Origin of the sequence: Noviherbaspirillum sp. ST9, assembly GCF_048799745.1 — a bacterium.
Lineage (GTDB): Bacteria > Pseudomonadota > Gammaproteobacteria > Burkholderiales > Burkholderiaceae_D > Noviherbaspirillum.
On sequence record NZ_JBLWFR010000001.1, the window covers coordinates 54,509 to 74,964 of the forward strand.

Consider the following 20,456-nt stretch of genomic DNA (forward strand, 5'->3'; position numbering starts at 1 on the left):
GTGAGGTGATCGATGCAAACTCAGCATGGATTCCCGCCTGCGCGGGAATGAGGGGATACGTTTGGACGGTGTTCGACCGTAGTCACCCGCCTTCCTACTTATGTTGCAAAAATATGGGCACAGATTAGGCCGTAGGCGGGCATAGGATCCCAGCCTACTTCGTTAAGCGACCGCGCCCGCCACCACGCAAATTCTCCAGCAGGAACTCCACCAGCACCCGTACACGATGCGGCATATGCCGATTGGCCGCATACAGAAGCGTGAACGGCCGCGAAGCGCCACCGAAAGGGCGCAGCACTTCCACCAGCGTTCCCTTCGCCAGATCTTCCGCGACGATGAAGCGGTAGGTCTGGATCAATCCCATTCCGCCACGCGCGGCCGTCGCGAGCCCGATCACGTCGTCGGTGATGCACACCGAACCGCCCGTGGTCAGATCCGCGGTCTCGCCATCCACACGCACCAGCCAAGGCATGGGCTGCCCCGTGAGCGGCCGTTCGAACTGGATGCACTCGTGCCGCTGGAGATCATCCAGCATCTTCGGCGTCCCCTTGCGCTTCAGGTAGGCCGGCGCGCCGACGATGACGAGTTCGCCGTCTTCCAGCGGACGGGCAATCAGGCCCGAGTCGGGTGGATTGCGCGCGCGGATGGCGAGGTCGATGCCGTCCGCGACAAGATCGGCGTTCTGGTTGGTCAGCTGGATCTCCAGCCTGACCTGCGGATACTTCTGCCGGAAGCGCGACAGGATGGGAAGCACGCGGAAGTGCCCGTATGACGTCGGCAGGCTGATGCGCACGAGACCCGCCGCCACTGCCTGCTCGCCGGTCAGTTCGCGCTCCGCCTCGACGAGTTGCCCCAGCGCCTGCCGGCATTGCTCGTAGTAGGCGCGGCCCCTGTCCGTCAAACGCACGCTGCGCGTGGAGCGGACGAACAGCTGCACACCGAGCCGCTCCTCCAGCCGCGACACCGAACGGCTCACCGCCGCCTGCGTCACGCCCGCCTGTGCGGCGGCCGCGGTGAAGCTTTGCAGTTCCGCCGTCTTGCAGAAGAGCTCGATGCTGCCCAGCATCAGGCTGTCGAAATGTCGGCTCATGTTATTACGTCATGTAATGAATGTTGTGCCTGATTCTATATTTATCTCCGTCGAAAGGGTAAATAAGATGGCCCTTAACGCAATCACCCACCGGGAGAACATCATGCGCAAGAACATCGTCATCGTTTATCACAGCGGCTACGGCCATACGCACAAGATCGCGGAGGCCGTGGCCGAGGGCAGCGGCGGCGCGCTGTTGCCGATCGACGCCGACGGCAACCTGCCGGAAAACGGCTGGGACAGGCTGGCGCATGCCGACGCCATCATCTTCGGCTCGCCTACCTACATGGGCAACGTGAGCTGGCAGTTCAAGAAATTTGCCGACACTTCGTCGAAGGTATGGGCGGCGCAGGGGTGGAAGGACAAGCTCGGAGCGGCGTTCACCAATTCCGCCTCGGTCGCGGGCGACAAGCAGACGACGCTTACAACGCTCTTCACGCTGGCGCAGCAGCACGGGATGTTGTGGGCCGGCACGGGCATGATGCCGAGCAATGCGAAGGCGTCCACGCGCGACGACATCAACTATCTGTCGTCGTTCGCCGGACTGGCGACGGCCACGCCGTCCGACGCGTCGGTGGACGAGATGGTGCAGGGCGACCTGCGTACTGCGGTGTTGTTCGGCAAGCGGGTGCGTGCCGCGGCCGAACGGCTCGCCTGAGAGTGCGCCATGCGAGACCATGAGGCAGTGCTTGCCGTGATCGACGCGTACTGCACGGGCGTATATCGCGGCGATGTCGACCTGCTGCGCTCGGTGTTCCACCCAAAGGCGGTGCTCTTTGCGGAAGTGCGTGGAGCACCGAGCTGCAAACGGCTCGAGGAATACCTTGCCATCGTGGCGAATCGTCAGTCGCCCCAGGCACTGGGTGAGGCGTACCGGATGAAGCCGATCGCCGTCGAGGTGACGCACGAAATCGCCTTCGCAAAAGTGCATTGCCCGATGCTCGGCTACGACTACACCGACTACCTGTCCTTCGTGCGGGAAGCGGGCAGGTGGCGCATCGTCAGCAAGGTTTTCACCGATGTTCCACACCAGGAGAATTGATCATGAAAACAGAAGAATGCGTTCTCTACGAGGAGCGGGATGGCATTGCCGTCATCACGCTCAGCCGGCCCGACGTGCTCAATGCCATTAACGTCGCCATGCTGCAGCGAATCGGGCGCTTGCTCGACGCGGTGCGCGAGCGCGAAGCCGTCCGGGCGGTGATCCTGACCGGCGCCGGCATCGCCTTCTCGGCCGGCGCGGACATCGGTTACTTGCGCAGCGCGACGCCGACGGAGGTACGCGACTTCGCCCATCTCGCCGTCCGCATTACCGGCATGATCGAACATCTCGGCAAGCCGGTGGTCGCCGCATTGAACGGACTGACCTTCGGCGGCGGCCTCGAACTGGCCGAGTCGTGCATGATCCGTGTAGCGTCGAACACGGCAAAACTTGGCCACCCCGAAGTACGCATCGGCGCGGTTGCCGGCTTCGGCGGCACCACGCGGCTCGCACGACTCGTCGGCAAGGGGCGCGCAGCGGAGATGCTCCTGCGCGGACGGGCCATCGATGCGGACGAAGCGCTGCGCATCGGCCTCGTGCAGTCGGTGTCCGAGCCCGGCAGCCTGATGGAGGACGCCGAGGCTTTCGTGAGGGAGGTGCTGTCGCAATCGCCGCACGCGGTGCGCCTGACCTGGGAGGCCTTGCACCGCGGGCTGAACATGACGCTGGAGGAGTCCGCCGCGCTGGGCGCCGATTTCTTCGGGCTTGTTGCGGCGACGGAGGACTTCCGCATCGGCACAACGGCCTTTGTCGAAAAGACGCGGCCGGTGTGGACAGGGAAGTAGGCCGTGTGATTACACTTTCTTGACGAACTCGGATTTCAGGCTCATGGAGCCGAAACCGTCGATCTTGCAGTCGATGTCATGGTCGCTGTCGACCAGGCGGATGTTCTTGACCTTGGTACCCATCTTGACGACACCCCCGCCGCCTTTCAGCTTCAGGTCCTTGATCACGGTCACGGTGTCGCCGTCCTGCAGCACGTTGCCGGCGGCGTCGCGGTACACCTTCGTGCCTTCTTCCGGCGATTCGGCGGCGGCCTGCGCCGGCCATTCATGGGCGCATTCGGGGCAGATGAGCTGGCTGCCATCCTCGTAGGTGAATTCGGAATGGCATTTGGGGCAGGGGGGGAGAGCACTCATGGAGAAATCCGGGAGATGGGTAAAGGACGCAAGTATACTTCCCCGACAACCACTTTCGGGAGGCCGGCCGTGCGTCGTTGCGCATTCATTCCATTCTTTCTTGCCAGCTTGACCACCTTTGGCGCGCACGCGCAGGTCCTGGAATGCATCGACAGCCAGGGCCGGAAGGAATTTGCCTCGGTCTGCCCGCCCGGCACCCTGTCTCAGAAAGAACTCAGGGCCAGGGAGGCGGCCTCCGCAGCGCCGCAGCAGGACTGGCAGGCGCAGGAGCGGGCGTTCCAGGAGCGCCGCTTGCGGCGCGAACAGGCGGAAAGCGATGCGGAGAAGCGTCAGCTGCAACAGCAGGCGATGAAGGAGCGATGCGCCAGCGCCCAGCGCGCGATGGAGCAGTTGCAGTCCGGACGGCGGCTGCGCTGGGGAGACAAGGCGACAGGCGAGCGCGCCGTCATGACGGACGCGGAGCATGCGGCTGAAATAAAGGCCGTCAGCGAGGAATTGCGACGCTGCCGTGCATCCTCGCCTGGATGAATGTGTTGCGTTGTTGCAGTCTTTTTCATGTTCCCCCCCCTGCAAGGGGGAGGGAACATGAAAGGCGATGCGTCAAACTCATTGAAATCATCTGGTTGCGCCACTAGTGCTGCCGGTCCTTCAGCCGCTCGATCACATACCCCGTCATCCCCTGCGCCAGTTCCTGCTCGCCAAGGAAAATCCGTCCAGCATTCTCCTGCTTCAGCAGACGCGCTTCCTCTTCGCTGTGCGTGCGTACGACGGTATCGATCGAGGGATTCAAGGCGCGGGCGGTCTCGACCATGGTGCGCACATGAAAGGTGTCCGGCGTCGCGATGACGAGCACGCTCGCGTTGGCAATGTGCGCCTGGATCAGGACCGCCGGTTCCGCCGCACTGCCTGCGACGGCGGGCACGCCTTCACTGCGCAACTGCTTGACCATCTCCCGGTTTTCTTCGACCACCACATAGTGGACGCCGCATGTGGCGAGCATTCCCGCGATATGCCGTCCCACCCGGCCGTAGCCGACGAGGACGACCTGGCCGGTCAATTTTTCCTGTTCGACCGTGAACGGCAGCTCCGCCAGGGGATCGGCACTGCGCTCGAATTTGCGCGCGAGATCGGAGCGCGCATGCAGCCAGCGCTGCAACGGCTCCAGCGTCTTGAACACGAAAGGATTGAATGCAATCGAAAAGATCGCGCCGGCGAGGATCATGCTTTGCGCTTCCGTCGAGAGCAGTTCGAGCGAGACGCCGAGCGCCGCGAGGATGAAGGAAAACTCCCCGATCTGCGCGAGGCTGGCGGAAACTGTCAGCGCGGTGCCCAGCGGATAGCGCAGCGCCAGTACCAGGACGAAGGCGGCGATCGACTTGCCGAACATGATGATGGCAACCACGGCCAGGACTTCGAGCGGCCGATTGACCACGACCGAGGGATCGAACAGCATGCCGACCGACACGAAGAACAGCACGGAGAACGCCTCGCGCAACGGAAGCGACTCCTCCGCGGCGCGATGGCTGAGATCCGATTCGCGCAGCACCATGCCCGCAAAAAAGGCACCGAGGGCAAACGACACGCCGAACAGTTTCGCCGACGCGTAGGCGATGCCGACCGCGGCCGCGACCACGCATAGCGTGAACAGTTCGCGCGAGTTGGTGCGCGCCACCTGCCATAGCAGCCAGGGAAAGAACTTCCTGCCGACGACGAGCATCAGCGCAATGAAGACGGCTACTTCGGCCAGCGTGATCGCCAGCGAGGCCCAGAGATTGCCGGCCGCGGCATCGGCCTTTCCGCCGAGCGGGCCGGACAGCGCCGGCAGCAGCACGAGCACGACCACCATCACCAGGTCTTCCACGATCAGCCAGCCGACGGCGATGCGTCCGTTGACCGAGTCGAGCACGCCACGGTCTTCCAGCGCACGCAGCAGCACGACGGTACTGGCTACCGAAAGGGCGAGGCCAAAGACCAGGCCCGCGCCGATGCTCCAGCCCAGCGTGGTCGCGAGGCCCATGCCCAGCAGCGTCGCCACCGCGATCTGCAGGATTGCGCCGGGCAGGGCGATCTTCTTGACTTCCATGAGATCGTCGAGCGAAAAGTGCAGGCCGACGCCGAACATCAGCAGCATCACGCCGATCTCGGAGAGTTGCATCGCCAGGTCGACGTCCGCGATGAAGCCCGGCGTGAACGGTCCGATGAAAATACCCGCCAACAAGTAGCCGACAAGGGCGGGCAGGCGCATGCGCGCCGCGATGAAGCCGAAGACGAGCGCCAGACCGAGCGCAGCGGCGATGGTGGTGATCAGGCTGACGTTGTGCGGCATGCCTCAGCCGCCTTTCATCCAGCCGAGTCCTTCGACGGTGCCTTTTGCCGGGCGGTATTCGCAGCCGATCCAGCCTTCGTAGCCAAGTTCGTCCAGCAGGCGGAACAGGTAGGGATAGTTGACCTCGCCGGTGTCCGGCTCGTTCCTTCCAGGAACACCGGCGATCTGGATGTGGCCGATGTGCAGCAGGTAGTGCCGCACTTTCGTCGCGATGTCGCCTTCCATGATCTGTACATGGTAGAAGTCCATCTGCACCTTCAGGTTGGCGGCGCCGACTTCATCGCGGATCGCGTGGGCCTCTGCCTGAAGGTTCAGGAAATAGCCGGGCATGTCCCGCGTATTGATCGGCTCGATCATGACGGCGATGCCGTGCTTTGCCGCTTCCGTGCAGGCGTGCCGCAGATTGTCCACGTAAGTGGCACGGCAGATGGCGCGATCCGCGCCGGCAGGCACCAGGCCCGCCATCATGTGCAGGCGCGGCGTGCCCAAGACCTTCGCATAGCCGATCGCCTTGAGCACGCCCTCGCGGAATTCCGCTTCGCGGCCCGGCAGGCAGGCGATGCCGCGCTCGCCGCCGGCCCAGTCGCCCGGCGGCATGTTGAACAGCACGTTTTCCAGGCCGTGGGCCTTGAGCTGCTGCGTGATCTCTTCCGGTTGATGGTCGTACGGGAACAGGAATTCCACCGCCGTGAAACCGGCTTTCGCCGCCACAGCGAAGCGCTGCAGGAAAGGCACTTCGTTGAACATCAAGCTCAGGTTTGCCGCAAATTTGGGCACAGTCTTTCCCCTTGAAAGTGTGTTGTCGTCCGCGCAGACAGGCAGCGTTCAGCCGCCGAGCAGGTCGTGCGCATTCAGGATGGCATAGACGATATCAGGATTCTTCTCGAGGCATCGCCGGATGGCGGCGGGCACGTTCTGGCGTGTTTTCCGGCACAGGCCCGGCTGCTCGGCAAGCCGGATGCTGATGCCGCGCACGGTGCGCACCTCGCGGCTGCCGGGCGCAATCTGCAGCACGATGCCGAGCTGTTCGTACATGCGGCTGCCGATGCGCTTGAGTTCTTCGTAGGAGGTAATGCTCTCGATCCGCTCGATCAGCCGCTTCTCTTCCTCGCGCGTCATGCGCAGGATGCGGACGTCGCCCTGCGGATCGTTCAGCAGGTCGTCGCGGCCGCAGACGCAGGCGCCGGGCGGACATTCCTTGCGGATCGGAAAAGGTGGCTGAGGAAGCATGGGGATCGTCTCGATACGGTGGTCCTGCGATAGACAATCTTGCCTGGAGGAGTATCCCTTTGACGGAAGACTTCTGTCAAACGGGGCCATAATGCAGCTTTTGATTTGCCGTAGCCGCCATGTCAAACCGCCTCCCCGTCGAACTCTCGAAAGCCTACCGCCTGCTCAACCATGGCCCGACCGTGCTGGTCACCAGTGCGCACGGCGACGCCGCCAATGTCATGGCCGCCGCCTGGTCGATGCCGCTGGATTTTTCGCCACCCAAGGTCGCCGTTGTGATCGACCGCACGACGCGCACGCGCGAACTGGTGGAGGCGTCGGGGGAATTTGCGCTCAACGTTCCGTCACGGCAAATCGCACTGGAAACGCTGGCCGCGGGATCGGCATCGGGCAGGGATATCGACAAGTTTCGCGAACTCGGACTGGTCACGTTCGCGAGCGAGAACATCGGCGCGCCCCTGGTCGAGGGATGCCTTGGCTGGCTGGAATGCCGGGTGATTCCCGAGCCGCATATCCAGGGAACCTACGACCTGTTCCTCGGCGAGGTGGTGGCCGCCTGGGCCGACCCGGATGCGTTCCGGGACGGCCACTGGCGATTTGAAGAAGGAACGCCCCGCTCCATCCATTACATTGCCGGCGGCAATTTCTTTGAGACGGGCGGGGCGTTCGAGGTGAAGAAGTAATTACGGTTGCATGCCGCCGAGGCAGAGGTACTTGATCTGCAGGTATTCCTCGATGCCGTAGTGCGAGCCTTCGCGGCCGATGCCCGATTCCTTCACGCCGCCGAAGGGCGCGACCTCGTTGGAGATCATGCCTTCGTTGATGCCCACCATGCCGTATTCGAGCTGTTCAGCGACACGCCAGACGCGGCCGATGTCGCGGGAATAGAAATACGCGGCAAGGCCGTAGCGGGTGTTGTTCGCCAGCGCAATCGCCTCATCGTCCGTCTTGAAGCGGAACAGCGGCGCGACCGGGCCGAAGATTTCTTCCTGCGCCACCAGCATGTCGCCGGTCACGCCGGTGAGCACGGTCGGTTCGAAGAAATTCCCGCCCAGCGCATGCGGCTTGCCGCCGACGATGGCCTTCGCGCCCTTGTCCACGGCGTCATCGACGAGGCGCTCGACCTTGTGTACCGCTGCCTCGTTAATGAGCGGACCGATCACCACGCCGGGTTGCATGCCGTCGCCGACCTGCATTTCCCGCACCGCCTTGGCGAGCTTTTCCGCGAACAGGTCATAGATGCCGTCCTGCACGATCAGGCGGTTCGCGCACACGCAGGTCTGGCCGGCATTGCGGTACTTCGAGGCGATGGCGCCGCGCACGGCGGCATCGATGTCGGCATCGTCGAAGACGATGAAGGGCGCATTGCCGCCAAGTTCCAGCGATACCTTCTTCACGGTGTCGGCACACTGTGCCATCAGCCGCTTGCCGATCGGCGTGGAGCCGGTGAAGCTGAGCTTGCGCACCGTCGGGTTGCGCGTCAGCTCCTCGCCCACCGCCGCGGGACGGGCCGTGGTGACGACGTTGAGCACGCCCGCCGGGATGCCGGCGCGCTCGCCCAGTTCGGCCAGCGCCAGCGCGCACAGCGGCGTCGCTTCTGCCGGCTTCACCACGGACGTGCAACCTGCCGCAAGCGCCGGGCCTACCTTGCGCGTAATCATCGCGATCGGGAAATTCCACGGCGTGATGGCGGCAGTGACACCGACCGCCTGCTTGATTACCACCAGGCGCTTATCGCCGGCGGGAGAGGGAATCACGTCGCCATAGACGCGCTTGCCTTCCTCGGCGAACCACTCGATGAAGGACGCGCCGTAGGCGACTTCGCCGCGCGCTTCGGCCAGCGGCTTGCCTTGCTCCAGCGTCATCAGTTGCGCCAGGTCTTCCTGGTTGGCGAGGATGAGTTCGAACCAGCGGCGCAGGATGGCGGCACGCTCCTTGGCGGTTTTTGCGCGCCATGCGGGCAGGGCGACGTCGGCGGCCGCGATCGCGCGCCGCGTTTCATCGGCGCCCATGTCGGGGACTGCCGCAATCGCTTCGCCATTGGCGGGATTGCGGATGACGTTGGTTGCGCCAGCGTCGGCGACGCACCACGTGCCATTGATGTAGGCCTTCTGGCGGAAGAGGTTGGGGTCTTTGAGTTGGATGGTCATGGTGTGTGTCCTGGATGAGCTGTTTTCTCCTTCCCCTTCAAGGGGAAGGCCGGGATGGGGATGGGTGTTGCTCGACTGCGGAAACCCATCCCCACCCTAACCCTCCCCTTGAAGGGGAGGGGACGTCCTTTCGTGCGCGACTAGCGACTAATACACCGTGCGGTAGATGGCCAGCGCGTCCTCGTACTGCACGTCGCGCGGATTGTTCACCAGCAGGCGCTGCACATTCATCGCGTCCTTCGCCAGCATGTCCAGGTCGGCTTCCGGCACGCCGGCGCTCTTCAGGTCCTGTTCGAAGGGCATCTCGACGACCAGCGCGCGCATCGCATCGATGAAGGCGCGCGCGGCTTCGGCGTCGTCCTTGAAGGTGCCGGACGGCAGGATGGCGCGGCCGAGTTCCGCATACATCTTTTCCGCCTCCGGCAGGTTGAACTCCAGCACCGGCAGCAGAACGAGCGCGTTGGTCAGGCCGTGCGGCAGGTGATAGTGGCCGCCCAGCGGGTAGGCAAGGGCGTGCACCGCGCCGACGGGGGCGTTGGCGAAGGCCATGCCGGCGAACAGCGAGCCGAGCAGCATCGCTTCGCGCGCGACCGCATCCTTGCCGTCGCGGATGACGGTGCGGATGTTGTTGTACAACATGGTCAGTGCCTGCACCGCGAGCGCATCCGACAGCGGGTTCTTCTTGTGACGCGTGGTGTAGGCCTCGATGGCATGCACCATGGCATCGACGCCCGTCATCGCGGTGACGCGCGGCGGCAGGCCGAGCGTGAGCAGGCTGTCGAGCAGGGCGACGTCCGGGTAGAGGTGGGAGGACACGACGCCCTTCTTCTCGTTCGCCGGCGTGGTGAGGATTGAGATCGCCGTGACTTCCGAGCCGGTGCCCGCCGTGGTCGGCACCTGGATCAGCGGCAGGCGGGGGCCGCGTGCGAGGCCGACGCCGTAGATGTCAGGCAATGCCTGCGGCGTGCGAGCGAGCAGCGCGACCAGTTTCGCGGTATCCATCGAGCTGCCGCCGCCGAACCCGGCGACACCATCGATGCCCGCCGCGCGCGCGTGGTCCACGGCAGCCTGCACGCTCGTTTCCGGCGGATCGGCCTGCACATCGGCGAACACGGTTGCCTTGATGCCGGCAGCGTCGAGGCTGGCGATCGCGCCTTTGAGCAAGCCTGCGTCGAGCAGGAAGCGGTCGGTGACCAGGTAGAGATGGGTGACGCCGAGCTGTTTCGCGAGTTCGCCGAGGCGGTTCGCCGCGCCCTGTTCGCACACGATCTTCGGTGCGGTTTCGAAAATGAACTGTGACATGGAAATCCTTTCGAACGGTTAGCCTGCGGTGACCACGCCGCGTTCGATGCGGAACACGCGGTCGACCAGATCGGCGGAGTGCGAGTCGTCGGACTCGGACAGGATGATGGACATGCCTTCGTCGCGCAGCGAGCCGATCACCTCCGTGAGCCGGCGCGACAGAACGGGCGCCACGCCTTCGAAGGGTTCGTCGAGCAGCAGCAACGTGCGGCCCGGCATCAGCGCGCGCGCCAGTGCCACCAGCTTCTGCTGGCCGCCGGACAGCTGCAGCGCGCGGCGGTCGCGGAAACCCGCCACTTCCGGCATCAGGCTGTAGATCCAGTTGAGCCGCTTCTCGGCATCCTTGATACCGATAGACCATACCGGCAGGAGGATGTTCTCTTCGACCGTCAGCGACGGAATCAGGCGGCGGTCCTCCGGCAGGTAGCTGATGCCGCGCGGCGCACGGCCGTGGGGCGCGACGTTGGCAAGATTCTCGCCGTTGACCGCGAGCTCCTTTGCGTCCATTTGCATCAGGCCCATGATGGAGCGCATCAGCGTGGTCTTGCCCGCGCCGTTGCGGCCGATCAGTCCGACCATGGAGCCCTTCGGCACATCCATGGACACATCGCGCAGTACCGGGATGCGGTCGATGGAAACATTCAGGTTCTTGATGGAAAGCAGGGACGCGCTCATGCGACGGCTCCTTCGAGGATTTGGGAGGGATCGATGTGGTGGCCGATGACGAGTTCCTGCACGCGTGCGTCGGACAACACCTTCATCGGGGTGCCGTCGGAAATGATTTCACCGCTGTAGAAGGCGAGGATGCGCGATACGTAGCGGGCAACGATGTCCATGTCGTGTTCGACGAAGAGCACCGTCGTGCCGTGATGCTTCACCGCCGCCATCACGGTATCCATCAGCGGGAACTTTTCTTCCACGGACACGCCGGAGGTCGGTTCATCCAGCAGCAGCATGCGCGGATTGGAGACCAGCGCCATCGCGATGTCGATCAGCTTGCGCGCGCCTTGCGGCACGGCGGAGACGCGCGAATCCTTGTAGTGCACCACGCCGAACTCGTCGAGGATTTCCAGCGCGCGCTTGCGGCGCGACGGATTGTCGAAGCCAGCGAAGAAGGACGGACGCGGGCTTTCAGCGGCGATCAGCGCGACCATGACGTTTTCCAGGACGGACAGCTGCGGGAACAGCTGCGCCACCTGGAAGGAACGGGCCATGCCGAGGCGGGTGATGGCGCGCGGCTCCTGGCCGACGATGTGCTGGCCTTCAAACAGGATCTTGCCGCCGGACGGCGGCAGGTAGCCGGTCACCATGTTGATGAAAGTGGTCTTGCCGGCGCCGTTGGAGCCGATCACGCCGACCACTTCACCCTTGTCGATGCGGACGTTGATGTCCTTGGCGGCGACGACCGCGCCGAAGGTGCGCTGCAGGTCGATGGTTTCGAGAATGGCGGTCATGCTGCGGCCTCCGAGGTGGTTGCCGTCGCGGCAGGTTTGGCGGGAGCGCTGTGCTTCTTGCGGCTGACCAGGCTCCACAGGCCCTTGGGCAGGAAGATGATCAGGACCAGCAGCACGACGCCAAGCGTGAGCTGCCAGGTATGCGGCGCTTCCTGGATGGCGAAGGTGCGTACGGCGGCGAAGACGATGGCCGCGACGAAGGCTGCTGCCACATGGCCGGTGCCGCCAAGGATGGCGATGAACACGAACTCGCCCGAGGTGGTCCAGAAGGCCATGTCCGGGTCGATGTGGCCGGTGGCGAGTGCGGTGAGGCCGCCGCCGAGGGCGGAGATGGCCGCTGCGGCGAGGTAGTTCGCGTAGATCACGGCGCGGGGCGACACGCCGAGGTATTCCACGCGGATCTCGTTTTCGCGGATCGCTTCGGTGACGAGCCCGAGGCCGGAGTTCATCAGGCGATGGAACACGACTGCCGCTACGGCGCTGACGGCGACCGTGAGGAAGAACACCGCGAGCTTGGCGTTTTCCGGCGCCGGCGCCCAACCGAAGTAGGTCGGGGTCGACACGTTGAAGCCATCAGTCGAACCGAGCGCGGAGGACTTCACCAGCACGCCGAAGAGGATCATCGACAAGGCCATGGTCAGCATCGCGAAGAAGATGTCGCGGTAGCGCGCCAGCAGCAGGCCGCACACGGCGGCGACGAGCACGGCGACGCCGACGCCCGCGGCGAGCAGCGCGAAGGCATCGTTCACGCCGAGGTATTGCGCGCCGAGGCCGGCCGCGTAGCCGCCAATGCAGTAGAACAGCGCCTGGCCGAAGGTCACCAGGCCGACGCGCATCTGCACGACGACGCCGGTGACGACCAGCGCCTTGGCGAAGGCCAGGGTGAGGAGGAAGGACAGCCAGTCAGGCGAGAGCCAGCCGGCAACGGCGACCGCGACGGCGGCCGCAAGCAGGGCGATTTCGGTACGCATTTCAGATCTTCCTTGCGAGAATCTGTCCGAACAAGCCCTGCGGGCGGACGGCCAGAACGAGGAACATGACGCCGTAGATCACGAACAGTTCGATCTCCGGCGCGACGTGGACAGCAAAAGAGCGGGTCAGGCCGACCAGCAGCGCGCCGACGGCCGCGCCGCCGATGCTGCCGAGGCCGCCGACGACGACCACCGCGAAGGCGAGCACGATGACTTCGACGCCGATACCCGGGGTGACGGAAATGGCGGGCGCGGTCAGCGATCCGGCCAGCGCACCCAGCACGGCGCCGATGACGAAAGTGACGGCGAACATGACGTTCACGTTCACGCCCATGGCCATCGCGATTTCGCGGTCGTGGATCACGGCGCGCAACAGGCGGCCCTTGTTGGTGCGATTGAGTGCATACCAGGCGATAAGGCCGACCAGCAGCGACACGACGACCAGCGACAGGTCATAGTTGGCGAAGCTGAGCACGCCGCCGACGGCGGTCTGGCCGAGCAGGCGATAAGGCTGGTAAGCGAAGTAGGGATCGACGCCCCAGATCAGCTTGGTGGTGTCTTCGAGGATGAGCAGGAGGGCGTAGGTGACGATGACCATCAGGATTTCGTCACGCCCGCGCATGAAGCGCAGCAGGCCCTGTTCCAGCACGAGGCCGACGATGATGCCGGCGGCGAGCGCGCAGCCGAGGAGCAGCGCGTAGCTCCAGTAGGGGGCGTTCTGGCCTTCGCCGGAGAAATACCAGCCGACAAGCGACGCCGCACTGTACGCGCCGATCGCGTAGAAGCTGCCGTGCGCCATGTTAAGGATGCGCATCACACCGTAGATGACGGTGAGACCCGCGGCGACGAGGAAGAGCCAGGAGGCGTAGATCATCCCGTCGATGAAGATCGCGAAGAGTGTGTTCATGGAGTGAGTCCAGAATGTGGGATTGGGCGGGAACGGGTGGTTGCGTGCGGGTGCAACGGTCGAGCACGTCGTTTCCTTTGCCACGTCGTCCCCGCGCAGGCGGGGACCCATGGTGAGGCGATACGTGCATCCTCAGCATGGATTCCCGCCTGCGCGGGAATGACGGGGAAAAGAAGTGCGAAACTTGCGGCGCAACCGCCCGCATGCACAAGCAGCAGGCACCCGTTCAGTTCAACTCAAATCAGCTGCACTTCGCGCCCGGCATGCCGGACTTGATCCAGTCCACCGCCGTCGTGCCGTCCGGCGGCATCAGGCATTCCGCCGAGTAGCTCTTGACCTTGGTAACCGCGCCCTTGCCGGTCTTCGGGTCGAACTGGTACTCGCCATAGGAAACGCCCTGCACCGCCTGGTGGCCGTCGGCGCTCGACATCTTCACGGTGCCGCTCGGTGCTTCGAAGGTCAGACCCTTCAGGCCGGCGGTGATCTGCTCGGGTGCCGGCATGGTGTTCGGCTTGGCGGTCTTCTCGACAGCGGCCTTGAGCGCCAGGATGGCCTGGGTCATCTTGTAGGCCGGATAGGTCGGCGATTCCTTGAACTGCGCGGTGAAGTTCGGGCGGAACCAGTCGTTGAGCGCGTTCTTTGGCGCGAACTGGCCGAAGGGGCCGCGGCCGCCGACGATGGTGCCGTTCGGGATCTGGCCCTTGAAGCGTTCGACGCCGGTGTCGCCGCAGGTCAGCGCCGCCGGGCTCTTGTCGAACAGGCCGCGTGCGGAACCTTGCAGCATGAGCGCTTCCATGTCGCCGCCCCAGAAGCTGGAGTGGATCAGGTCAGGCGCGGCGACCGACAGGGCGGAGATTTCCGCGCCGTACTGGCCTTGTGCCAGCTTCGGCCATTGCTCGGACGCGACCTTGATTTCCGGCTTGATCTGCTTCAGCGCGAAGATGAAGTCGTTCCAGGAGTCCTGGCCCCAGGAATAGTTCTGCTGAATCGATGCGACCGACTTGATGTTCGGACGGGTCTCGGCGACGTAGCGTGCCAGCGCGACGTTGTCGACCACGGCGTCGAGGCCGGTGCGGAAGGTGTACTCCGCGTTCTTGACGGTGTCGAACAGGCGGGACGTGCCGCAGTCGAAGAAGATGGTCGGGGCCTTCAGCTCTTCGGCCACCGGGCCGACGGCGAGGCAGTCGCCGGAAGAGATGTAGCCGATGACGGCATCGACCTTCTGGCGCTGGACCAGGTTGCGGAACTCTTCGACCTGCTTGGTCGCGCCGCCGTTTTCGTCAATGATGACGGTCTCGATCTCGAGGCCGTTGATGCCCTTCTTGTTGTAGGGAGCGGGCAGTGCGCCCTTGTTCAGCGCCTCGACGGTCAGCTTGGCGGCGTTCGCGGCCGGTACACCGAACGGGCCGGCTGCGCCGCCCGACAGGAAGGTAACGATACCGATGCGGAACTTGCCGTTTTCGGCTGCGTGTGCGGCCGGTGCGAAAGCTGCGGATACTGCGAGGGAAATGGCGGCGACGGCGATGCCGGCGTGACGTGGGCGCTGAACGCTCATGGACTGCTTCTCCTGGGTGGTGGTTGGACTACGGGGGAAATGCGCCGGCTGCTGCGGCGCTGTTGAATCAGTTCCGGCGGCGGAAGCAGGTCTTCCGCGCGGTAGACAGTCCAGTTGCCCAGCATGACCTGGGCCGGGGCGAAGCGGTCGTCGGGAACGACTTCGCCGATCGCCTGCGCCTGCACGACCTGGTGCAGGACGGGATCGATGGTGGAGGTGAAGCCCTCGGGGTCTTCGGGAAGGGCGAGGCGCAGCCCTTCCAGCGTGCGGGCGAGCTGGTCGACGTTGGCGTTTTTGCCGGCCTGCGCCAGTGCGCGGCCGATGGCCATGATGCCGGAGTACGCGCCCTCGGCGGTGTAGTTGGGATAGCGTCCCTCGGCCCTGTGGAAGTCGGCGACGAACTTGCGGTTGCGCGCCGTGTCGGGCCAGTTGTTGTGGTGGCGCGCCGACAGGATTAGTCCGCTCGGCGCATGCTGGCCGAGCGAGGTCAGCACTTCGTAATTGCCGCCGGTGTCGAAGTTGGCGATGCGCATCTTGGTGTGCAGTCCGCTCGATGTCGCCTGCTTGAGGAAGGTGACGAAGTCGCCGCCCCACAGGCCGACCACGGCGATGTCGGCCCTGGTTGCTTCGATTTCCGTGATGTAGGCCGAGTAGTCCGCTTCGTACAGTTTCGACCAGTATTCGCCAGCGACCTCGTAACGCACGCCGAGGCGGTCGAGGCTGCTCTTCAGGTCGCGCCAGGACACGTGGCCGTAGTCGTAGTCGGAGCCGAGGAAGGCCAGGCGCTTCCAGCCGTACTTTTTCTGCAGGTCGGCCAGGTAGCGCGCGCCTGCCGCCATCGAGGTATAGGTATCGTTCGACAGGCGGAAGTAATAGGGATGGAAGTCTTCCATCGTCAGGCGGGAGGAAGCGTGGTCCGTGCCGATCAGCAGCACCCGCTGATCCTTCGCGACGCGGGTGACGGCTTGCGCCACGCCGGAGCTGACGATGCCGCAGAGGAAGCGCACGCCGTCGCGCTTCACGAAATCGTGGGCGATGCGCTGTGCGAACGACGCCTTGGAGCGGTCGTCTTCCACCAGCACGCGCAGCTTCGGTGCCTGCGCACCCAGCTCGGCGTCGAGGTCGGCCAGCGCCACCTTGATGCCGCCGATGCTGTCGCGTCCATAGCTCGCCGCGCGTCCGGTCAGCGGGTACATGCAACCGACGACCGCGTCCGCCTTGCCAGCCGGCGCGCCCAGCTCGACGCGCGCCGATGCCTGACCCGGCATGGCGAACACCAGCGCCGTCATCAGGCATGACAGCCATCCGAAGCTTCGACCGAACTGTTGTGAATTGGACATCGTCTCCTCCTGGGCAAACATTCGAAAGGCCTTATTGTCAGTGATCGGGCCGTGTGCAGGTCGAGGTGTTTGCCTGAACGACCTATCGCAATCCGTGTGCCAATCGCGCCGGGGAAGGAGAAATGCGGCGCAAAGCCGCGTGGGGATTGACGGAAGGTGCGATCGTCGTGTCCGGCGATGCCGCGCATCGCGCGCGCGAACGAGCGGCAACCGCTCAGGGGGTGAGCGGAATCCGCTCAAAATCGTGTTGACAAGACGTTCACAAATGGCGGGATGCAGAGGGAAACGCGCTATTCTTGCGGCGCGATTGTTCCTTGCCGAAAGGCACGCTACTTGCGTAATGGCTGTTCGCCTCCCAGCTACCACCCCCATGGCCCTCGAAAAAAGCATCGTCCGCCGCTATCTCATCCTGTCGCTCCTGGCGTCGGTCGTGCCTGTCGTCTGGATCGGCCTGCTCTACGACCGCTTTGCCGAATCCGCCTTTCAGGAAGTCATCGACGAGAAACTCAGCGCGCACCTGACCGCGACGGCCAGCCGCATCAGCGGCTTCGTGGAAGCACGCCGCTACCAGGCGGAGACCTTGGCCAACTTCCCGGGCATGGCCGGCTTTGCGGGATCGGACGAAGGCGTGCCGAGCGACCAGGTGGGCGCCTTGCTGCAGGTGGAGTCCGACCTGCCCGACCTGTTCGGCATCCTTTTCTTCGGCGAGGACGACAGCCTGAAGAAAGTGGTGCCGGGTCAGGCCGCCTCCGGTCCGCCCTACTGGAGCGAAACGACGCTCGAGATCGGCGAGCTGCCGCAGACCCGCGCCGGCGACGTCGAGCTCGTCGGGCCGGCGCCGCCCGTGGACGGCAACTCCGGCTGGCTGCTGGTGCGCTATCCCTTGCGCGACGTGCAGCAGGACGGCGCGCGGCAGGTGGCGCTGCATGTGCGCCTCGCCTCGCTGACGGAACTGATGGGCGCCGATCCCGCTGCCGGTGCGGCCGAGCCGGTCCTGAAAACGCCCGCCGGCTATTTCAACCGCGTCGGCCACCTGGTGTCACCACGCGGCAAGCTGATCGCCGGACCCGAGATCTATCCAGGCTGGCAACCCATGCTGCAGGTCGAACCGTCCCAACTGCTCGAACCCTTCGACCGTGCGCGGCGCGCGCTCTTCATTGCGGCGCTGGTCGGCGCGGTGCTGATCGTGATCCTCTTTACCCGCATGTCCACGCGGCTGCGGCAACGCGTCGGCCAGCTGCTCGCCGGCGCGAACGCGATTTCGTCCGGCCGTCTCGAATACCGCATCGCCGACCACGGCGAGGATGAAATCGCGACCGTCTCGCGCGCTTTCGATGCCATGGCGCAGCGGCTGGAACAGCATCTCGCCCGCATCGTGCGCATGGAAAAGCTCGCGGTGCTCGGCGAGTTCGCCACCAACATCGCGCACGAGGTGCGCAACCCGCTCGCCGCGGTGAAGACCACGGTGCAGGCGCTGTCGCGCCGCGAAGCCGATGAACGCCGCCTGCAACTGCTGACCGATGTGGAGAGTGAAATCGACCGCCTCGCCCGCGTGGTCAGCCAGCTCCTCGATTTCGGCCGCCCGCGTCCGCCCGTCCCGGAAGAGGTCGGCGTGCGCGACATCCTGCGGCGCGTGATGCTGCTGCTGGAACCGGAGGCGGACAACCGCAAGGTCTCGCTCTCCGCGCAGGGCGACAGCGACATCGTGATCATCGCCGATGCCGACCACGTCGTGCAGATCCTGCTCAATCTCGGCATGAATGCCTTGCAGGCGTCGGAGGCAGGCGGCGCCGTGGTGCTGCGCGCCACGCGGGAAACCAGCATGGCCGTACTGGAGGTCAGCGACCAGGGACACGGCATCCCAGACGACGTGCTGCCCCGCGTGACCGATCCGTTCTTCACGACCAAGAGCAAGGGCATGGGCCTGGGCCTCAGCATTTCGCGCCAGCTCGCCGAGATCAACGGCGGTCGGCTGGACATCCGCAGTACGCCGGGAAGCGGGACATCCGTCCGCGTATTCTTTCCGCTCGCATGGGAAAAAAGATAATGGCAAGCATCCTCATCATTGATGACGAAACCAACCTCGTGCGCTCGCTGAGCTTTGCGCTGGAAGATGAAGGGCACACCGTGCGCGGCGCAGGCACCGGTGCAGAGGGACTGGCGGCCGCGTCGGAATTCGCGCCCGACCTCATCCTGCTCGACCTCAAGCTGCCCGACCTGTCCGGACTCGACGTGCTGGAGAAACTCACCGCGCAGAAGTGCGACGCACAGGTCATCATGATCTCCGCCCACGGCGACACGCGCGCCGCGGTGAAGGCGGTGAAGCTCGGCGCGGCCGATTACATCACCAAGCCCTTCGACCTCGACGACCTGTCGCTCACCATTCGCACGACGCTCGAGCGCCGTCACATGGCGCTTGAGCTGGAATTCCATCGCGATGCGACGCTGCGCAACTCCGGCCTGATCGGCGATAGCGCGGCCATGCGCGAACTCGCGGCCACCATCGACCGCGTCGCCGCCAGCGCGGCCACGCGCATTCTCGTGCTGGGCGAGTCAGGCACCGGCAAGGCACTGGTGGCGCGCGCCATCCATGCCGCCAGCCCGCGCGCCTCCGGACCCTTCATCGAGATCAACTGCGCTTCGCTGCCCGAACAACTGATCGAGGCGGAATTGTTCGGCGCGGAAAAGGGCGCCTATACCGGCGCGCACCAGCGGCGGGTCGGTCTGGTGACACTGGCCGACAAGGGAACGCTCTTTCTCGATGAGATCGGCGAGCTGCCGCTGCCGCTGCAGGCGAAACTGCTGCACTTCCTGGAAAACGGACAGTACCGCGCCATCGGTTCCGGTCGTGCACAGACGGCGGATGTGCGGGTAGTGGCGGCAACCAATCGCGATCTCGCCGCTGCCGTGCGCGAGGGCGGGTTCCGCGAAGACCTGTATTTCCGGCTCAATGTCATCCAGCTGAACATTCCCGCCTTGCGGGAGCGCGCTTCGGACGCACTCGAACTGATCGCGCATTTCGCGCGCGCGTTCGCACAGGGAGAGGGTTCGGCGCCGATTCGGCTGTCTGCCGATGCGCGTGCTGCGCTGTTGCGCTACCGCTGGCCGGGTAACGTGCGGGAGCTGAAGAACCTGATCGAACGGCTCACCATCCTGCATCCAGGCGCGGAGGTGCCCGAGAGCGCGTTGCCGCCCGAATTCCGCGGCGCGGGCTTGAGCCTGCCTGCGGCGTTGGACAAGGCGCCCGCCAGCATCGGCGACGCACTGGCCAGTACCGAGAAGGAAATGATGCTGGCCGCCCTGCGCGACGCGGACGGCCACAAGGGGCACGCCGCCGAACGCCTCGGCATTTCACGGCATGCGTTCAAGCGCCGCCTGCAGCGCTTGGGTATTGACTGATCAAGCCGCTTCCGCGAGCTGCTTCAGGCGCTCGTGCAACAGCCCCGGCAGATACGCCTGCTCACCGGTCGCCGTATAGCGCGTCAGCTCGGTGCAGCCGTCGAACTTCCCACGCTGGAATACCGGATCGCCAGCGTAGGTATGCAGGCGGTTGAAGGCGCTGTCTTCGATCTGCCCCACACAACGCGGTTCGCAGCAGCCATCGAGCAGGTCACGGAATAGGACGGTCGACGCCGTCCCGACAACCACCCGGCGTTCCGCAGCCGGCACATCCCATTGTTCGCACAGCGATTCGAACATCCCGTGCAGATAACCGAGGCAATAAGGATCCTCGCTCAGGAGTGTCGCCAGCCGCAGCAGGTTTCCCTGTTTGCCCCGATTGGGCGCGGTGCCACAGGTTTGCAGAAGGACAAGGTATTCCGTCATCTCTGCCATGGGGCGCGGGTAGACGACGGGACTGGGGGGCGGCGTGACGTCGGTCGAACCGACAATGTTTTTCAGGAATTTCAACACGGCAGAGGGCGCAGGGTGGATAACTTCCCTGTGAGTGT

Annotated in this window: 21 protein-coding genes; 7 read left to right on the forward strand and 14 right to left on the reverse strand. The window is 64.8% G+C overall.

The genetic code is table 11. From position 1 onward, the window contains the following. Positions 1-154: 154 nt before the first annotated feature. On the reverse strand, positions 155-1,090 hold the full coding sequence (locus ACNOHI_RS00210; RefSeq protein WP_420472610.1) for a LysR substrate-binding domain-containing protein: 936 nt from the start codon (positions 1,088-1,090) through the stop codon (positions 155-157). A gap of 103 nt (positions 1,091-1,193) precedes the next feature. Here ACNOHI_RS00210 and ACNOHI_RS00215 point away from each other — a divergent pair, with 103 nt between their 5' ends. The 3 genes from ACNOHI_RS00215 to ACNOHI_RS00225 are packed head-to-tail and all read left to right on the forward strand — an operon-like array spanning position 1,194 to position 2,917. Further along, entirely contained in the window at positions 1,194-1,748 is a 555-nt protein-coding gene (locus ACNOHI_RS00215; RefSeq protein ID WP_420472611.1) for a flavodoxin family protein, read from the forward strand. Positions 1,749-1,757: 9 nt separating this feature from the next. Next, positions 1,758-2,132, forward strand: coding sequence for a nuclear transport factor 2 family protein (locus ACNOHI_RS00220; RefSeq protein WP_420472612.1), 375 nt, complete (start codon positions 1,758-1,760; stop codon positions 2,130-2,132). A gap of 2 nt (positions 2,133-2,134) precedes the next feature. Further along, positions 2,135-2,917, forward strand: a complete 783-nt coding sequence (locus ACNOHI_RS00225; protein ID WP_420472613.1) for an enoyl-CoA hydratase/isomerase family protein — start codon at positions 2,135-2,137, stop codon at positions 2,915-2,917. Positions 2,918-2,926: 9 nt separating this feature from the next. Here ACNOHI_RS00225 and ACNOHI_RS00230 read toward each other — a convergent pair whose 3' ends face one another. After that, the gene (locus ACNOHI_RS00230) at positions 2,927-3,271 is read right to left on the reverse strand and encodes a zinc ribbon domain-containing protein YjdM (RefSeq protein ID WP_420472614.1); all 345 of its coding nucleotides are present in this window, start codon (positions 3,269-3,271) and stop codon (positions 2,927-2,929) included. A gap of 69 nt (positions 3,272-3,340) precedes the next feature. Here ACNOHI_RS00230 and ACNOHI_RS00235 point away from each other — a divergent pair, with 69 nt between their 5' ends. Next, positions 3,341-3,799, forward strand: coding sequence for a hypothetical protein (locus ACNOHI_RS00235; protein WP_420472615.1), 459 nt, complete (start codon positions 3,341-3,343; stop codon positions 3,797-3,799). 103 nt (positions 3,800-3,902) lie between these two features. Here ACNOHI_RS00235 and ybaL read toward each other — a convergent pair whose 3' ends face one another. The 3 genes from ybaL to ACNOHI_RS00250 are packed head-to-tail and all read right to left on the reverse strand — an operon-like array spanning position 3,903 to position 6,827. Next, positions 3,903-5,597: a YbaL family putative K(+) efflux transporter gene (ybaL, locus tag ACNOHI_RS00240; RefSeq protein WP_420472616.1), complete on the reverse strand. Its 1,695-nt coding sequence runs from the start codon at positions 5,595-5,597 to the stop codon at positions 3,903-3,905. Between the two features lie 3 nt (positions 5,598-5,600). Continuing rightward, entirely contained in the window at positions 5,601-6,374 is a 774-nt protein-coding gene (otnI, locus tag ACNOHI_RS00245) for a 2-oxo-tetronate isomerase (protein WP_420472617.1), read from the reverse strand. A gap of 48 nt (positions 6,375-6,422) precedes the next feature. Continuing rightward, the gene (locus tag ACNOHI_RS00250; protein ID WP_420472618.1) at positions 6,423-6,827 is read right to left on the reverse strand and encodes a hypothetical protein; all 405 of its coding nucleotides are present in this window, start codon (positions 6,825-6,827) and stop codon (positions 6,423-6,425) included. A 119-nt stretch (positions 6,828-6,946) separates the two neighbouring features. Here ACNOHI_RS00250 and ACNOHI_RS00255 point away from each other — a divergent pair, with 119 nt between their 5' ends. Continuing rightward, positions 6,947-7,510, forward strand: coding sequence for a flavin reductase family protein (locus tag ACNOHI_RS00255; RefSeq protein ID WP_420472619.1), 564 nt, complete (start codon positions 6,947-6,949; stop codon positions 7,508-7,510). Here ACNOHI_RS00255 and ACNOHI_RS00260 read toward each other — a convergent pair whose 3' ends face one another. The 8 genes from ACNOHI_RS00260 to ACNOHI_RS00295 form a co-directional block, all read right to left on the reverse strand. Beyond that, positions 7,511-8,977 carry an NAD-dependent succinate-semialdehyde dehydrogenase gene (locus ACNOHI_RS00260; protein ID WP_420472620.1) on the reverse strand — a complete coding sequence of 489 codons (1,467 nt, stop codon included), beginning with the start codon at positions 8,975-8,977 and terminating at the stop codon, positions 7,511-7,513. Positions 8,978-9,124: 147 nt separating this feature from the next. After that, a complete protein-coding gene (locus ACNOHI_RS00265; protein WP_420472621.1) occupies positions 9,125-10,279 on the reverse strand; it encodes an iron-containing alcohol dehydrogenase in 1,155 nt (384 codons plus the stop codon). An 18-nt stretch (positions 10,280-10,297) separates the two neighbouring features. After that, on the reverse strand, positions 10,298-10,954 hold the full coding sequence (locus tag ACNOHI_RS00270; protein WP_420472622.1) for an ATP-binding cassette domain-containing protein: 657 nt from the start codon (positions 10,952-10,954) through the stop codon (positions 10,298-10,300). Continuing rightward, positions 10,951-11,733, reverse strand: a complete 783-nt coding sequence (locus ACNOHI_RS00275; protein WP_420472623.1) for an ABC transporter ATP-binding protein — start codon at positions 11,731-11,733, stop codon at positions 10,951-10,953. Before ACNOHI_RS00275 ends, ACNOHI_RS00270 begins: the two co-directional genes overlap by 4 nt. After that, on the reverse strand, positions 11,730-12,704 hold the full coding sequence (locus tag ACNOHI_RS00280) for a branched-chain amino acid ABC transporter permease (RefSeq protein ID WP_420472624.1): 975 nt from the start codon (positions 12,702-12,704) through the stop codon (positions 11,730-11,732). Before ACNOHI_RS00280 ends, ACNOHI_RS00275 begins: the two co-directional genes overlap by 4 nt. 1 nt (position 12,705) lies before the next feature. Then, complete coding sequence (locus tag ACNOHI_RS00285; protein WP_420472625.1) at positions 12,706-13,611, reverse strand: branched-chain amino acid ABC transporter permease; 906 nt, start codon at positions 13,609-13,611, stop codon at positions 12,706-12,708. Positions 13,612-13,852: 241 nt separating this feature from the next. Continuing rightward, positions 13,853-15,166, reverse strand: coding sequence for an ABC transporter substrate-binding protein (locus tag ACNOHI_RS00290; protein WP_420472626.1), 1,314 nt, complete (start codon positions 15,164-15,166; stop codon positions 13,853-13,855). Beyond that, positions 15,163-16,506 carry an ABC transporter substrate-binding protein gene (locus ACNOHI_RS00295; RefSeq protein ID WP_420472627.1) on the reverse strand — a complete coding sequence of 448 codons (1,344 nt, stop codon included), beginning with the start codon at positions 16,504-16,506 and terminating at the stop codon, positions 15,163-15,165. The genes ACNOHI_RS00290 and ACNOHI_RS00295 overlap by 4 nt, the downstream gene beginning before the upstream one ends. A 370-nt stretch (positions 16,507-16,876) precedes the next feature. On the opposite strand from ACNOHI_RS00295, the gene ACNOHI_RS00300 reads away from it, so the two are divergent. Both ACNOHI_RS00300 and ACNOHI_RS00305 read left to right on the forward strand, forming a co-directional pair. After that, complete coding sequence (locus ACNOHI_RS00300) at positions 16,877-18,553, forward strand: sensor histidine kinase (protein WP_420472628.1); 1,677 nt, start codon at positions 16,877-16,879, stop codon at positions 18,551-18,553. Beyond that, complete coding sequence (locus ACNOHI_RS00305; protein ID WP_420472629.1) at positions 18,553-19,905, forward strand: sigma-54-dependent transcriptional regulator; 1,353 nt, start codon at positions 18,553-18,555, stop codon at positions 19,903-19,905. Before ACNOHI_RS00300 ends, ACNOHI_RS00305 begins: the two co-directional genes overlap by 1 nt. On the opposite strand, the gene ACNOHI_RS00310 is transcribed toward ACNOHI_RS00305, so the two are convergent. Continuing rightward, positions 19,906-20,415, reverse strand: coding sequence for a hypothetical protein (locus tag ACNOHI_RS00310; RefSeq protein ID WP_420472630.1), 510 nt, complete (start codon positions 20,413-20,415; stop codon positions 19,906-19,908). It abuts the gene before it with no gap. Positions 20,416-20,456 lie beyond the last annotated feature (41 nt).